General features: G+C 48.6%; 12 protein-coding genes. 1 reads left to right on the top strand and 11 read right to left on the bottom strand.

Translation table 11 applies throughout. The features are described from left to right. Window positions 1-17: 17 nt before the first annotated feature. The 7 genes from MCG98_RS07600 to MCG98_RS07570 all read right to left on the bottom strand — a co-directional run bounded on the left by MCG98_RS07600 (window position 18) and on the right by MCG98_RS07570 (window position 8958). Complete coding sequence (locus MCG98_RS07600) at window positions 18-872, bottom strand: AraC family transcriptional regulator (protein WP_240301429.1); 855 nt, start codon at window positions 870-872, stop codon at window positions 18-20. Between the two features lie 195 nt (window positions 873-1067). Then, window positions 1068-2591 carry a sugar ABC transporter ATP-binding protein gene (locus MCG98_RS07595; protein ID WP_240301428.1) on the bottom strand — a complete coding sequence of 508 codons (1524 nt, stop codon included), beginning with the start codon at window positions 2589-2591 and terminating at the stop codon, window positions 1068-1070. A 124-nt stretch (window positions 2592-2715) separates the two neighbouring features. Continuing rightward, window positions 2716-3852 (bottom strand): sugar ABC transporter substrate-binding protein, encoded by a 1137-nt coding sequence (locus MCG98_RS07590; protein ID WP_240301427.1) that lies wholly within the window; start codon window positions 3850-3852, stop codon window positions 2716-2718. 86 nt (window positions 3853-3938) lie between these two features. Next, on the bottom strand, window positions 3939-4988 hold the full coding sequence (locus tag MCG98_RS07585) for an ABC transporter permease (protein ID WP_240301426.1): 1050 nt from the start codon (window positions 4986-4988) through the stop codon (window positions 3939-3941). 56 nt (window positions 4989-5044) lie between these two features. Continuing rightward, window positions 5045-6304, bottom strand: a complete 1260-nt coding sequence (locus MCG98_RS07580; RefSeq protein ID WP_240301425.1) for a uroporphyrinogen decarboxylase family protein — start codon at window positions 6302-6304, stop codon at window positions 5045-5047. A 212-nt stretch (window positions 6305-6516) separates the two neighbouring features. Beyond that, entirely contained in the window at window positions 6517-7548 is a 1032-nt protein-coding gene (locus MCG98_RS07575; protein WP_240301424.1) for a LacI family DNA-binding transcriptional regulator, read from the bottom strand. A 144-nt stretch (window positions 7549-7692) separates the two neighbouring features. Then, on the bottom strand, window positions 7693-8958 hold the full coding sequence (locus MCG98_RS07570; protein ID WP_240301423.1) for an amidohydrolase family protein: 1266 nt from the start codon (window positions 8956-8958) through the stop codon (window positions 7693-7695). Window positions 8959-9187: 229 nt separating this feature from the next. Between MCG98_RS07570 and MCG98_RS07565 the strand changes: the two genes are divergently transcribed. Next, entirely contained in the window at window positions 9188-10363 is a 1176-nt protein-coding gene (locus MCG98_RS07565) for an iron-containing alcohol dehydrogenase (protein ID WP_240301422.1), read from the top strand. 64 nt (window positions 10364-10427) lie between these two features. Here MCG98_RS07565 and MCG98_RS07560 read toward each other — a convergent pair whose 3' ends face one another. The 4 genes from MCG98_RS07560 to MCG98_RS07545 form a co-directional block, all read right to left on the bottom strand. After that, window positions 10428-10664 carry a kinase gene (locus MCG98_RS07560; RefSeq protein WP_240301421.1) on the bottom strand — a complete coding sequence of 79 codons (237 nt, stop codon included), beginning with the start codon at window positions 10662-10664 and terminating at the stop codon, window positions 10428-10430. 86 nt (window positions 10665-10750) lie between these two features. Beyond that, on the bottom strand, window positions 10751-11932 hold the full coding sequence (locus MCG98_RS07555) for a Gfo/Idh/MocA family oxidoreductase (RefSeq protein WP_240301420.1): 1182 nt from the start codon (window positions 11930-11932) through the stop codon (window positions 10751-10753). Beyond that, complete coding sequence (locus MCG98_RS07550; protein WP_240301419.1) at window positions 11925-12740, bottom strand: 5-deoxy-glucuronate isomerase; 816 nt, start codon at window positions 12738-12740, stop codon at window positions 11925-11927. Before MCG98_RS07550 ends, MCG98_RS07555 begins: the two co-directional genes overlap by 8 nt. Next, entirely contained in the window at window positions 12712-13605 is an 894-nt protein-coding gene (locus MCG98_RS07545) for a class II fructose-bisphosphate aldolase (protein ID WP_240301418.1), read from the bottom strand. The genes MCG98_RS07550 and MCG98_RS07545 overlap by 29 nt, the downstream gene beginning before the upstream one ends. Between the last annotated feature and the right edge of the window lie 50 nt (window positions 13606-13655).

Below are 13655 nucleotides of genomic sequence, written 5' to 3'. Positions count from 1 at the left end.
TTTACAGGTTTTATAGATTATGATTGTTTAACAACAGGTATCCACACTTCATACTGTGCATTGTTCGGATCCGGATTCAGATAAACTTCGATATCCGGCGCATTTCCATATTCATAGCCGGATGTTGGGAGCCATTCTGTCACAATGCGCTGCTCCAGTTCCTGTATGGACTTATTAGTTCCTGAACCTGAGAAAATCGCCCATGTAGAAGCAGGCACCTCGTATTCCTCCATCGATTCATCGATCGGCTGTGTGCTGGAAACAGCGATAAAATATCTCCACTCTTCTGTATCACCGCAGGCACTGACGCCCAACAGCCCCATCGGCTGCTGATTCATCATACCTGCCAGTTTCGGCACCGTACCGTCGCCCGCCGCATTCTCCCACATCTGCGGAACTATGGCAAAATTCTTTTCAATCTCCCTGTGCAAAGGCTGTGACACTCCGATGATGCGGAAAGACTCTTTTTTTTCAATGCGATAATTCATCTCTTCTACTCCCCTGACTGTAATTTTAAAGCTGACAGGCGGATATGCCTTTACAGAGCATCCACCCCTGCGTACGGCAGAAGGTGCGGCTCCATGAACACTCTGAAACGCTCTGTTGAAAGCTGTCGGGGATGAATAGCCATATTTGAGGGCAAGATCTACTATCTTTTCATCACTGTTTTTCAGCAAGTCCGCAGCTGCCAGCGACATTCTTCTTCGCCGAATGTATTCGGAGAGCGGAATCCCCGCCATATAGGCAAACATCCTCTGAAAATGATATACTGAACAGCAGGCTGTCTTCGCCGCCTCGGCATAATTCAGTTCCTCTGTAATGTGCTCTTCAATATACCTCATTGTCTCATTAAGACGTTCTATCCAATCCATACTGTCTGCTCCTTTTCATACTGTTATTCTAATCGTTTTATCTGGTTTTTTCCTCTCTTTTCATGCACCAAAAAGAGAGCCTGTCTCATTATAACGGTTCAAAAACCGAACGACAACCTGAAATATTTAACAGCCTCTTTCTGACATTATAAAAAGCGAAATACAGCGTTTCGTCTGCATTTCGCTTTTATCGTCCTACGACACTGCATCCGCCTGACCGGAGGCATACGTCATGATTCTGTCCTCCGCCGCTTCTGAATGCATGACCTCACCAGTCACCCGCCCCTCATACATGACGATAATCCGGTCACACAGGGAAATGTTCTCGACCATCTCAGAGGATACCATAATGATGCTCAGCCCCATTTTGGCGAGTGAATCAATAATCTTATAGATCTCTGTTTTAGTCCCCACATCAATCCCCTGTGTCGGTTCGTCCAGAAACAGGATCCTGGGATTGTTCATCAGCCATCTGGCAATGATCGCCTTCTGCTGATTTCCCCCGCTCAGCTTTGTAATCTTCTGTTCCAGCGTCGGTGTTTTGATACTCAGTCTCGCTGCATATTCCTTTACTTTCTCTTCTTCCAGCTTTTTACTGAGAAACCCCAGTTTTCCTCTGATATAACGCAGGTTAACGACAGAAACATTAGACTTGACAGACAGCTTTGAGAGTATTCCCTGCTGTTTTCTGCCCTCCGGCACGAGCCCCATACCATTTTTAATGGCGTCCAGTGTATTTTTGACGGGGACCTGTTTTCCGTCTATTTTGATGATTCCGCTGTCCCGCTTATCGGCACCGAAAACACTCTGCAGTACCTCACTTCGTCCTGCACCGACAAGTCCGGTGATTCCAAGGATCTCGCCCTCGTAAAGTTTAAAGTTCATATCAAAAACTTTGGTCGGAACATTCAGATTTTCAACTTCCAGTATCGGTTTGGCACTGGAATAGTCCGTCATATAATGGTCCCTGACATATTTTTTACTGTACTGTCTCCCTACCATCATAGTGATCATATCTTCCATTGTAGATTCCGCCGTTATACAGGTACCGATCTTACAACCGTCCCGAAAAACGGTAAATCTGTCACTGACACGCATAACCTCGTCCAGCTTGTGGGTGATAAACAGCATGGTTATCCCCTTGGACTTCAGTTCCTGCATAATTCCAAGCAGCCTGTTTGCCTCCCCTGCAGTCAGCGACGAGGTTGGTTCATCGAGAATCAGAACCTTTGAATTCACAGACAGTGCCTTCGCGATTTCAACCTGCTGCTGCTGGGAAACATTGATGTCACGGACTTTCGTATTCGGATCCATTCCGTCAAGCCCCACTTCGTGCAGATATTTCAGACTGTCCTGCATCAGTTTGTCCTTATCAAGCAGCCCCAGCTTTCCCCTGGGAAGACGTGCCTGAAAAATATTTTCTGCAATGCTAAGTGCCCCGGACAGCGACAGCTCCTGATGTATCATGGCAATGCCAATACGCTGCGCATCCAGAGGATTTCTGAGCTTGACCGGCTGTCCGTCAAATTCTATGACCCCCTCAGTGGGCGTATAGACTCCGGAGAGTATGTTCATCAAAGTCGATTTACCCGCACCGTTTTCACCGACGATCGCATGTATCTCGCCTTCGCGTATTTCCAAATCCACATTGTCCAGAGCTTTTACCCCTGGAAATTCTTTCGTGATTCCATTGATCTTATAGATTTCTTTCTGACTCATACTGATCCTCCCGTAAGGTTTGTAAAATCAGTTTTTCATTTTATTTATATCCGGCAAACTATTCGAACATATTTTTCTGCCGGTCCGTGTCACGGGACCGGCAGCAGCTATTATTTGATACCTGTTATCTCGGGAAGTATTCTGCGACATTATCAGGCGTTACAACGTCCAGATTTGTAAAGTCATTGCCTTCCACTTCCGGTGTGCCTGTTACAAGCTGATTGTAAGCAAGGCATACAGGATTTGCGCCCTGAGCATATGGGTCCTGTCCGATGGTCGCCTGAACGCTGCCATCATAAAGGGCATCGATAACCTCTTCCATGAAGTCAAACATTACAACTTTCACTTCGCCTTTGATATTCATCTCATCCAGTGCCTTTGTTACACCCTGCTGGCCTCCTGCCGTGATATAGATGGCCGCCAGATCAGGATTTGCTGTGAGGAAGTCCTTTGTATAGGTGTAACCTTCATCATTGGAATCATGGTTCTCAACTTCTCCTACGATCTCGATCTCATCATACTTATCAAATACTTCCATGGCTCCCAGGCGGCGGTCTTCATGAGCGGGTACCGTAAAATAACCGGTGATGATTGCCACTTTGCCTTTGCCGTCAATCAGGTCCACAATCGTTTCGCCTGCCTTGACACCTGCTGCATACAGGTCCTGTCCCGTGAAGCAGACTCTGCTGGAGTCTGCAACATCAGAGTTAAACGTATAAACTGGAATTCCTGCCGCGGTAGCTCTGTCCACAGCCGGGATGATGGCTTCCGAAGTACCTACGGTGCAGATCGCATCATACTGCATGGTCACACAGTTATCAATCGCCTCTGCAAACAACTGCCCTTCATGGCCTTCGATCGTAACCATGTCAACCGTACAGTTGTAGGAGGGGTCCGCCATCAGCTGGGTAATCTCTTCGATTCCGTTGACAACATCGTACCAGAACGAATTGTTCATGACACACAGCACTGCAATCCTGAATTCTTTTCCTGTGTCGTTTGCCACCGGTTTGTGCGTCAGTTTGTCGTAGATCGTCTGCAGGTCTGCAGATAATGCTGCAGGTTCCGCGGCATCACCGCCGGATGTATCGGCTGTATCTGCCTTTTCCTCCTCCTGGGTATCTGCTGTGTCGCCTCCGGCAGCAGGGGTTTCCTCCGCTTTCTTTGCTTCCCCGGACTTTGGGGGTTCTGCAGAACAGCCCGCAAAACAGGTCATCAATACCATTACGAGTGCCAGTAAAAGTGCTAAATTTCTTTTCATTGTTTTCCTCCTTCTCATTCGCTTTACATGTATTTACAAGCCCTTTCGGGTATTGTACATGAGAGTATGTCTGTTACAGGTCATGATCATTTATTCTTTGCCTGCTTTGCAGATTCTTTTGCGATTCTCTCTGCATTTTCTTTGTGTACCTTCTCGGCAGACGCCGTTCGGAAACTGTCGAGCGCTACCGCGGCAACAATCACGATTCCAATCACGATAGACTGCCAGTACGCGGAAACCCCCAGCAGGACAAACGCATTCTTCAGGATACCCATAATAGCAGCACCGATCAGTGAGCCCCATACCGTACCTTCACCGCCGCTCATGGCAACGCCGCCGATGACGACAGCTGCGATAACATCCGTTTCATAGTTTTTCCCCAGTGCCGCGTCTGCACTCCCCAGATTTCCTGCAACAATGATCCCGCAGAGTGCACACAGCGTGCTGGTGATGACGTATGTCAGGCATTTCAGCTTGTTTACTTTAATACCGGAAAGTGTGGCAGCCCGCTCATTGTTGCCGATCGCATAGATATTGCGTCCGGTCAGCGTCTTTGTTGTAAATACCGTCCCCGCAACAACCGCCAGGAACATGACAATTACGGCAACCGGCACGGCTCCGATATAGCCGCCGCCCAGCAGGGATAAGTATGAGTTAAAAAATATCGGCCGTCCCTGCGTGAGCAGCAGTGTGGCACCGGACAGGATTTTTCCCATCGCAAGTGTCACAATGAAGGGAACGATATTCAGCCTGGTAACAATCAGACCATTCACCAGACCAATCGCCGCTCCCATGAGCAGGATAACGATCAGAACTACCGGCCACGGCATATTCACGGCTTCGGAACTGAAGTATGCACAGTAGCATGCCGTTATCCCGACAACATATCCTACCGACAGGTCGATACCGCCGGAAATAATGATCAGGCTCATCCCCACCGCGATAATACCGTAGCGCGATATCTGATTGAGCACATTAAAAATATTAGTAGGCGTCATAAACACCGGACTTGCAAAGCTCATCGCAATAATCAATATAACCAGTGCAACAAAGACGCTGAACTCGGACGTACTGGTTATTCTTTTCAAAAGAGGCCTCTTCTGTGCCCTGAATTCTACAGTTTTATTTCCATCCATAATTTCTTCCTCACTCCATACATCTTGTCATTCCTCTTTCTTCATTCGTGTTTCTTTTATTTATCACCATTAAATTCATGCAGTGCATCGATCATGGCAATGATATTTTCCCGAGGCGTGTTGCACTGAATACAGTGGATGGCTCCAAAGATAAAACCTCCGTCTTTTGAGAAAACTTCACAGCGTCTCAGAACCTGCTCTCTCACCTCCTCCGGTGTACCGAACGGGAGTACTCTCTGTGTGTCAACTCCGGCACCCCAGAACAGCATGTCATCCCCGTATGCGGCTTTCAGCCTTTCAGGGTCCATGCCCGCCGCAGAACACTGAACCGGATTCACAGAATCAAATCCACTCTCAATCAGCTGAGGGATAACATCGAATACCGCACCACAAGTGTGTTTCAGTGTTTTCCAATTCGTATTCTCATGGATCCAGTTATTCATTTTCTGGTAATAAGGATGGTAATACTCCTCGTAGGTATCGGCTGAACACATACGTGATCTCTGATTGCCCAGGTCTGTCCCGCATATAAACACAACATCTGCGATACTCCCTACAATCTCATAAAACTTTTTCCAGTTTTCGATCGCCATGTCGCTCTGACGGTCGAATACTTCCGCGGTATACTCCGGATACAAAAGCGGAGCGGTCATCCAGCCGGTAACGGTGCGGATTCCCTTCGGGTCCTTGAGTCCCGGACCAGGCACAAATGCAGCATCCCCCAGTGCTGAGCCCCCCACATCCAGAACTACCGCTCTCGTGCTGTCCCGGTATTTTTCCACTTCCCTGCGGTAGTATTCCAGCTCGGCCTCAGAAGCTGCCTGGAATTCTTCCAGATTGTCTTCCACATTCATGTTGTCTTCATCAATCGGTTTCTCACGCTCGATGTTGTCAAAATAAAAGCCGCCTGCCGGCATATGTCCGCTCGGGGGAGCGTTTCTGTCTCCCTGCGGGTACACGTACAATCCGCCTTTTCCGTCGTCACTGTATTCAAATCTCTCCGGAACAAGCAGGTCCACGCCCATGTATTTCATTTCTTTCCACTTACCCGTGTCCTTGAAACCAAACATACCCCCATATGATTTGATAAATTCAACGTCCACACCCATGGCGTCCTTCAGGTCATCTTCAATCAGGCCAACCATGCTGAACACGTCCCATGTCTTGACCGGCCGCTTCTCAAGCCCGTAATATTCGCGCAATTTTGCTACATTTGTCACATGCATCTGTGAGCACGACATTCCTCCAATATCCATCGGTACTTTGTCCGGCTGCTTATGCGCAAACGCGCAGTTTACTCTTTCCTTTGATGTCATAATTGTGATTCCTCCCTTTTCACATTTTGTTTTCGTGTTCGCACACGATTGCTGTTTAATTTTAACTGTGTCATAAGAACACAGCATATTTCATCTCCTGTTTCTTTTTTTATTGATCCTTTAGACATTTCCTCCTCACTTTTATTACTTTGTCGTGTTCGCACACGTTTATATCATATTTTTTTCTCTTTACACGTTGTAAAGAGAAAAATCTATACGGTATACTTCGTTGCTATATAAATATGCATATATACACATGGCTCTACAGGATGTTTGCCGGTCAGCAGATATTTTCCCAGAATATCAACCCCAAGATAGCCCTGCTTATACGGTTCCTGGCACACCGTCGCAAAAACCACATCATCCCTCAGGTATCCTTTGACCACCTCCGTCAGATCATAGGTGATAACCCGGAGTTTGCCTCCCCGTCCCGATTCTTTGATCGCCCGGAGACCGCCCTCCTGTCCTGCACCTGCAAAACAGATTCCCATAAGACCGGGATCTTCCTGCAGTGCCTCCCTGATCAGCCGGTAGGAAGTTTCATCATCCTCATTATTTTCAATAATCCTTGTCACCCTGATATTTTTGTAACCATCTCTGAGTGTATCAAAGATGCCCTTTAACCGCTCCGCCTGTGCCAGCACCATCTGGGACCCCACAACTAATATGACGCGTTCTTCTTTTCCTGAATCCATCATGCCCAGCAGTCCTGCGGCAGCCTTCCCGCTTTTAACGTAATCACAGCCCACATAAGCCAGCCTGTCCGAATCATCGATATCCGTGTTAATGGTGACAACGGTTATCCCTTCCCGCTTCATTTCTTTCAGCTTTTCAGCCACGAGTTCCGAATATACCGGCGTGAGCACCAGTCCGTCTATTCCCTCCTGCCGGAATTCATCCAGCTTTTTCAACTGATCTTTTAAATCAAAACCTTTTGTAAATTTCATGGAGCTTTTGACTTCAAACACTTTCAGCTCATCCAGTGCATCCCTGATCCCTTCCATCACCTCGTCAAAAAAGGGATTTCCTCCGGAACACAGTAGAATTCCAATCCGCTTCGGAGCATATCGTTTCGCCGCAAGTCCTTTCGCCGCAAGATCCGGCTGATATCCCAGCTGATCGGCAATCTCGATAATCCGTTTTGCAACCTCAGGATTTACTCCTCTCCGGTGATTCAGCGCCCGGTCTACGGTGCCCCTCGATACACCCGCCACTTCCGCAATTTTTTTAATCGTTATTTTCATAGTGCCTCCAACGTGTCCGCACACGTATCGTATGAGTTCATTATATATCATATTCTGCCGCCTGACAATTGACGTTTGTCACAAAATGTTTCCCTCAGTTTCGGAACTTTTCCCCAACAACATCTGTCCTTCACACAGTCGATGTCATTCTTCAATGCCGAATATCCTTGCCGGATTGTCATACAAAAGTGCCTTGCCGATACGGCACGCCTGCTCTGTATCCATCAGCCCTTCTTCCACCTTCCCGGAAAGTACCCTGGCAATGTTATTCCTTGCCATAAACTGATGTCCGTAAACACCGTCAATCAGCATATAATCCCCGCCGAAACCACTGATCTTGGAAAAAGAAAACAGTTCCAGCCACTCGTCTAAGATCTGTCTGGCGGCAACCGGTGATACGATATGCGCCCAGCACATATCTACAAAAACATTGGGAAACATCTTGCACAATGCGCCAAGCTCACTCTGATAGGGATAGCCGATGTGAAACAGGTCAAATTTCATCTTCGGATACTCCAGAAATATTTCATTCAAATGCGACGGCCGGCTGTTGGAAAGAATATTTCCGTTCCCTTCCTGAATTCCGGTATGTATCTGCATGACCATTCCCTTTTCCTGTGCAAGACCGGTAATGAAACGAAACAGATAATTCGTGAGAACAGGATCACAGTAATATATCTGTTCCTCCTTATCTATGTATCCGCCCCCGGATCGGAGGAGTTTCAGAAACGCTGCCTCAGCCTCTGCTCTTGTTGCCGGCAGAAAGTCAAGCGAACGTGAGTATGCAATGCCAAGCTTTAATATATGACTGACCTTATCATACTGGTTAAGGCGGATCTCACACGCGCTGAGATAATCTTCAAATGAGGATATGCAGACTCCCGCAGCCTGTTCCAGTTCCAGCATATCCTTGCCCGTCCGGGGCTGGATCAGCGTATCAATCCTGTTGGCAGTAATAAAGTATTCCCTGTCAAAGCCTTCATCTCCCCACGTGTCCAGTATCGACACCTTTATCTTGGACTTCTCTTTCAGGACTGTCCGGTAATGGTTTCCATCAAAACCTTTTTGATATGCGGCATCTAAAGCCTCTATGGTCTCTGCACAGATGCTGTCAATGCCATATATCTCCCGCGCTGCAATCTGCAGGGACTGCCCATATCCGGTATGGCGGCAGACTTCCCAGTATGGCTTTAGCACTTCCCATTTCTCCAGAATGTTCAAAGAACTTCCCTTTAACGCAGCACACTCTTTTCCGGACATTCCTGCGCTTACCAGATCGACATTGAAATAGTGCGCCAGAAATTCTGTGATTACGTCATTTTTCTCCCGCATGTGCTCATATGCCGGAAGGTGTTCATGCGTGTCAATCATCTGCAGCTGCTTTACATAATCATATATTTCCTGTATCATACTGTGTCCTCCTGTTTTTTGCCGATTCCCTGAAGAATCACTTTTATATCTGGTTCTCTCATCATGCGGATCATCTGTTTTATGTCTATTATTATAGGATTATCATGATATAAAATCCAGTAAATTCAGGCAACTCCCCCCTATTTATGATTTTTCATTTCTTTTAGCTGTCATTTGTAGTAAAATTAAAGTCAGTATCAATTATTTCAAAGATAGAAGGAGGAAGTCAATGGATAATTTTACATTTTATGCCCCTACTTATTTCGTATTCGGCAGACAGAGTGAGGAACAGGCCGGCGAATGCGTAAAACGCTTTGGCGGCAGCAAGGTACTGCTACATTACGGCGGAGGCTCCGTCGTACGATCAGGTCTTCTTGACCGTATCAAGGCTTCCCTGGAACGTGAAGATATCTCTTATGTGGAATTGGGCGGTGTACAGCCAAATCCGCGCAGTGGTCTTGTGTACGAGGGAATCTCTCTCTGCCGCAAAGAACAGGTGGATTTCGTACTGGCTGTCGGCGGCGGAAGCACCATAGATTCTTCCAAGGCGATCGCAGCCGGCGCAGTATATGACGGAGATTTCTGGGATTTTTATCAGGGAAAGCCCGTGACTAAGGCACTTCCCATCGGAACCGTTCTTACCATCGCCGCGGCGGGCAGTGAGGGTTCTCCTGACTCTGTCATCACGAATGAAAAAGGCATGTTTAAGCGCGGTGCAACCGGCGAGGCTTTTCGCCCGCGTTTTTCGATTCTGAATCCTGAACTGACGCAGTCACTTTCTCCATATCAGACTGCCTGTGGGATCACGGATATCATGGCTCATCTTTTTGAGCGCTACATGACAACTTCCAGGGAAGTCGAAGCCACCGACCGCCTGCTGGAAGGCCTGCTCCTCACAATGATCCATGAGGGACCAAGGGTGATCGCCGAACCGAACCACTACGATGCACGTGCCAATATCATGTGGGCCGGCATGATGGCTCACAACAACGCCTGCGGTGTAGGCAGAACCCAGGACTGGTCCAGCCATAATATTGAACATGAACTGTCAGCAGAATACGACTGCGCGCATGGCGCCGGTCTTGCAGTTGTTATGCCCGCCGTGATGGAATACAACATGCATCACAATATCATGCGTTTCGCTCAGGCTGCTGTGCGCGTATGGGGATGCCAGATGGATTTCGATCACCCCGAGGCTACGGCGCGCAGCGGAATTGACGCATTTCGCCGGTTCCTTGGTTCCATCGGGATGCCCGGTGATTTCTCCGAGCTGGGAGCAAAAGCAGAAGATATACCTGCCATGGCTCACCGCGCCTGCTTCGGCGACGGCAGAAACGGTATCCTGGAAGGTTTTGCTCCTCTTACCGAGTCAGACGTTGTCAGGATTTATGAATCTATGGTCTGAACTCTTTGACAATATACAAAAACAGTCCCGCTCTGGCCGGGACCGTTTTTGTATGATATCTGTTTTACTTCCACGCATCCAGGATTCGTACGATCTCCTCCTCATAATCGCCCAGAACATCTTCACTCTGACCGCCGTTTCTCACATTCGTCTCAGCCCCGAAGCCATTGTCTTCAAACTCCCAGACATGATATCCCACTCCCCGGTAGTCAAAGTCCAGGCTTCCGCAGCCGTCCACTTCCGTATACCGGTATTCCAGCCGCATATCTTTTAACTTTTGCTGTATTTTTTCCAAACGCATAAAAATTTCCTCCAGTCCTCTTCCTATATGTACAATATAGTCAAAGACCGGAGGAAAATCAAGTATTTCACTTCTCTGTCAGTATTTTAGTATTCCACCCATACACTGCCCTGATCCGCGGAGCAGACGCATCTTTCAATGAATTTCACCCCTTGCACACCATCACGGATATTGGGGAACCACAGGTCATCCATCACATCACCGGCTCGTTGTCCATGGTTCACGCGGTCCATCGCAGTTCCGAACCGGCGGTACAGATTGGCCCAGGCTTCGAACAGGCCTTCCGCATGTCCGCCCCCCATTCTGTCCTGAGTGACCATCTCGTCGTCCTGATACAGATATCCCATTCCCCTGTCCAGGATCTGTACCGGCTGTCCCTGCACTTCATAACGCAGCTGGTTCGGGTGCTCGTCCCACCACTCCACGCTGGCTTTTGAGCCTACCACTCTGATTTTCTGCTGGTGCGTGGAACCGGCATTGACACAGCTCGCCCAGAGATTTCCAACTGCTCCTCCCTTGAAATGCAGCAGTACAAATGCATTGTCTTCAAGCGGGGCACGGCTCTTTACGAAGCTCTGCCGGTTACACATCAGTTCTTCGATTTCCAGTGACGGTATCATCGCCTTTGCCAGATACAACGCATGTGTCCCCACATCACCCAGTACATACGACGGGCCCGCTGTTGCCGGATTGACCCTCCATTTCGTCCCCGCGTCGTTCTTCTCGACTTCTGCGGAGTGAAATCCATGGGCAAACTGCATGTTGATAATGCGGATATCCCCCAGATCACCGCGGGCAATCATGTTTTTAGCCTGGTGAATCATCTGTGCCCCGGTATAGCCATATGTCACACCGATAATCCGGTTTTTCTCCTCTGCCAGTGCAAGCAGCTCATTCGCCTGCGCGCCTGTAAAACACAGTGGTTTTTCACACACTGCATGCAGTCCCGCATTGAGTGCAGCCTTACAGATCTCATAATGCGTTCCGTTGGGCGTTGCGATCGTTACGGCTTCTATCCCATCCGGACGTTTGGCCTCCCCGGCAAACATTGTCTTGTAGTCAGAATAGCAGCGTTCAGGCGGTACACCCAGATTCACACCAAACTCCCTGCCGCGTTCCTCATCGACATCAAAGGCACCCGCTGTCAGCGTGAACAGACGGTCACGCGCTGCAGAACACCTGTGTATATAGCCGATCTGACTTCCTCTTCCGCCTCCGACCATCCCCCATTTAAGCGGATGTTCCAGATGAAATTCCTCATTAAACATTTTCTGTCCCTCCCTCACTTTTATCCGGCCAGTACACTGCACCGGGTTCTTCCACCCACAGGTGCTGCTCCTCAAAATCAGGACCCAGATATGGATTTCCATCCAGATGGCGGATGACCCAGATATAATACATGGCGTAACCAGGCGCCGCAACCTGCGGATGTACTTTGTCCGGTATGATCTTCACCGTATCATTATGCTCCAGCAATATACCCTCATCACCCAGTTTCAGAAGCCCGAACCCATTTTCCGGATAAAATTTATAGAAATAAATCTCCGGCTGAGCATGTGAGTGGGACGGAAATCCCGACCATTTTCCTGGATAATGCACATCTTCGCCGAGCATCAGATTTGAATCAGGTGTCAGTCTGTGGTCCTGGGCTGTCCTTACAATTCTTGTACCGGCTTCATTCATAAACCCCTTTCCCCGAACCTCCTTTACAATGTCGTCTCCACAGCGGACCGCAGACTCAAAACCCCGCTTATTCTCTGTACGCATCACTGCCACTTCACTGTCATCGGCAATACCGGTGATTTTCACCTTTACACCTTCCGGGACGTTCAGACACCACAGATCGTCATCGAGGAAGCTCTTTCTCTTCGCCCGCACCGTCTTGCCTTCAAACGTGACCTCTATCTCACCGTACAGTAACAGATACGCACGTTCCAGCATAAGCGCGTCCTCAAACTCTGTACCCGGTTTTAGCTTTAAGACGCCAAAATCCATCATCATATCACTGTGCTTCCCCTGAAGCTCTGTAATTGCCTGATACCCCGTCTTAAACGGTTCTTTCTGCTGAATTCTCATTTTTTCCTCCTTCGCCGCACTTGCCGCGGCTCAAATCTGGTATGCCCTGCAGCATGCTGATAATCTGATATGCTTCCTGCTCTACCCTGGTGACAGGATACGCAAATAATTTCAGCCGGTCAAATTCCTCCGGATGTTCCTGCATCTCCATTCTCAGCGCATCAGAAAAAGCTTTTCTGAGAACAGTTCCAAAGTTCATTTTACCGATGTGCTCATGTTTCAGCCTTTTAATATCGCCGCTGCTAACGCCGCTGGATCCATGAATGACAAGCGGAAGCCGGCAAACCTTCTGTATCTGATGCAGCACTGAAAAATCTATCGTGACCGTACGGTCCACAAGCCGGTGTACATTTCCGACAGACACAGCCAGCCAGTCCGCCTCTGTTTCAGATGATATACCGGCAGCCTCCTCCGGTGAAGTATACCGTATCTCCGTCTCTCCCAGGTCACTGTACGGCACCTGTCCAAGCTCTGCTTCCAGCAACACCCCGCAGGCATGTGCATATTCTGCCATCTGCTGTGTGATCTCCCGGTTCTTTTCAAACGAAAGTTTTGACCCGTCATACATGACCGAACTAAATCCGCTGTCAACTGCACGTCTGATGATATCCGTATCCGAACAATGGTCCAGATGAACCCCGACGGGAACTGCGGCACGCTGTGCAATCGAGGAAAGCAGCTTTCCCCAGCATTCTGCATCCATCGCATCTACTGCGCCTCTGTTCACCATCAGGAGCACCGGACACCCGGCTTCCTCCGCCGCACGTGTGACTGCGAGCGCATCTTCATATCCAAAAATGTTGAATCCCGGTATCACCCTCCCTGAATCAGCGGCCTCTTTTACATAATCTCTATCCCATCTCATGTTTACCTCCCATGCGGCACTTGCTGCGGCTCATACAATCGAAAGCCACC

The sequence above is a fragment of the Ruminococcus sp. OA3 genome (assembly GCF_022440845.1).
Classification (GTDB): domain Bacteria; phylum Bacillota; class Clostridia; order Lachnospirales; family Lachnospiraceae; genus Ruminococcus_G.
This window is presented reverse-complemented; position numbering and strand designations above follow the sequence as displayed.

Bases quoted from the DNA above. Each gene is read 5' to 3' on its own strand.
- MCG98_RS07600 (WP_240301429.1), bottom strand. From the start codon at position 872: ATGGATTGGATAGAACGTCTTAATGAGACAATGAGGTATATTGAAGAG.
- MCG98_RS07595 (WP_240301428.1), bottom strand. From the start codon at position 2,591: ATGAGTCAGAAAGAAATCTATAAGATCAATGGAATCACGAAAGAATTT.
- MCG98_RS07590 (WP_240301427.1), bottom strand. From the start codon at position 3,852: ATGAAAAGAAATTTAGCACTTTTACTGGCACTCGTAATGGTATTGATG.
- MCG98_RS07585 (WP_240301426.1), bottom strand. From the start codon at position 4,988: ATGGATGGAAATAAAACTGTAGAATTCAGGGCACAGAAGAGGCCTCTT.
- MCG98_RS07580 (WP_240301425.1), bottom strand. From the start codon at position 6,304: ATGACATCAAAGGAAAGAGTAAACTGCGCGTTTGCGCATAAGCAGCCG.
- MCG98_RS07575 (WP_240301424.1), bottom strand. From the start codon at position 7,548: ATGAAAATAACGATTAAAAAAATTGCGGAAGTGGCGGGTGTATCGAGG.
- MCG98_RS07570 (WP_240301423.1), bottom strand. From the start codon at position 8,958: ATGATACAGGAAATATATGATTATGTAAAGCAGCTGCAGATGATTGAC.
- MCG98_RS07565 (WP_240301422.1), top strand. From the start codon at position 9,188: ATGGATAATTTTACATTTTATGCCCCTACTTATTTCGTATTCGGCAGA.
- MCG98_RS07560 (WP_240301421.1), bottom strand. From the start codon at position 10,664: ATGCGTTTGGAAAAAATACAGCAAAAGTTAAAAGATATGCGGCTGGAA.
- MCG98_RS07555 (WP_240301420.1), bottom strand. From the start codon at position 11,932: ATGTTTAATGAGGAATTTCATCTGGAACATCCGCTTAAATGGGGGATG.
- MCG98_RS07550 (WP_240301419.1), bottom strand. From the start codon at position 12,740: ATGAGAATTCAGCAGAAAGAACCGTTTAAGACGGGGTATCAGGCAATT.
- MCG98_RS07545 (WP_240301418.1), bottom strand. From the start codon at position 13,605: ATGAGATGGGATAGAGATTATGTAAAAGAGGCCGCTGATTCAGGGAGG.